Annotated in this window: 1 protein-coding gene; it reads right to left on the bottom strand. The window is 66.2% G+C overall.

The window, feature by feature from the left end; all coding sequences use genetic code 11:
- Window positions 1–346: acyltransferase domain-containing protein (locus ADL01_RS24620; RefSeq protein ID WP_159049618.1), on the bottom strand; the 346-nt coding region annotated here is incomplete at both ends.

Genomic DNA, 346 nt, shown 5'->3' with positions numbered 1-346 from the left:
GCTCATCTCCAGGAACAGCCCGTGCCCCTCAGCGAGCAGACCGCGCGTGGCCTGCTCGAACAGGACCGTCTGACGCAGATTGCGATACCAATACCCGCCGTCCATCAAGGTGTTGGTATCCAGCCAGGCACCCGTCAGCGTCGAGAACAACGGGACCTCGGCAGCCTGCGGGGCAACCCCCTCCAACGCCTCGCCGATCTGCTGCTCGATCTGCTCCACGTAGAAGGAGTGCGAGGCGTAGTCGACCGGGATCGTGCGCGCACGGATGCCGTTCGCGACGCACTGCGCGACCAGTTCCTCCAGCGCCTCGGCCTCACCGGAGACCACGATCTGGGCAGGGCCGTTG

Source organism: Streptomyces sp. NRRL WC-3618, assembly GCF_001280005.1.
In the GTDB taxonomy this organism is placed as follows: Bacteria; Actinomycetota; Actinomycetes; order Streptomycetales; family Streptomycetaceae; genus Streptomyces.
This window is presented reverse-complemented; position numbering and strand designations above follow the sequence as displayed.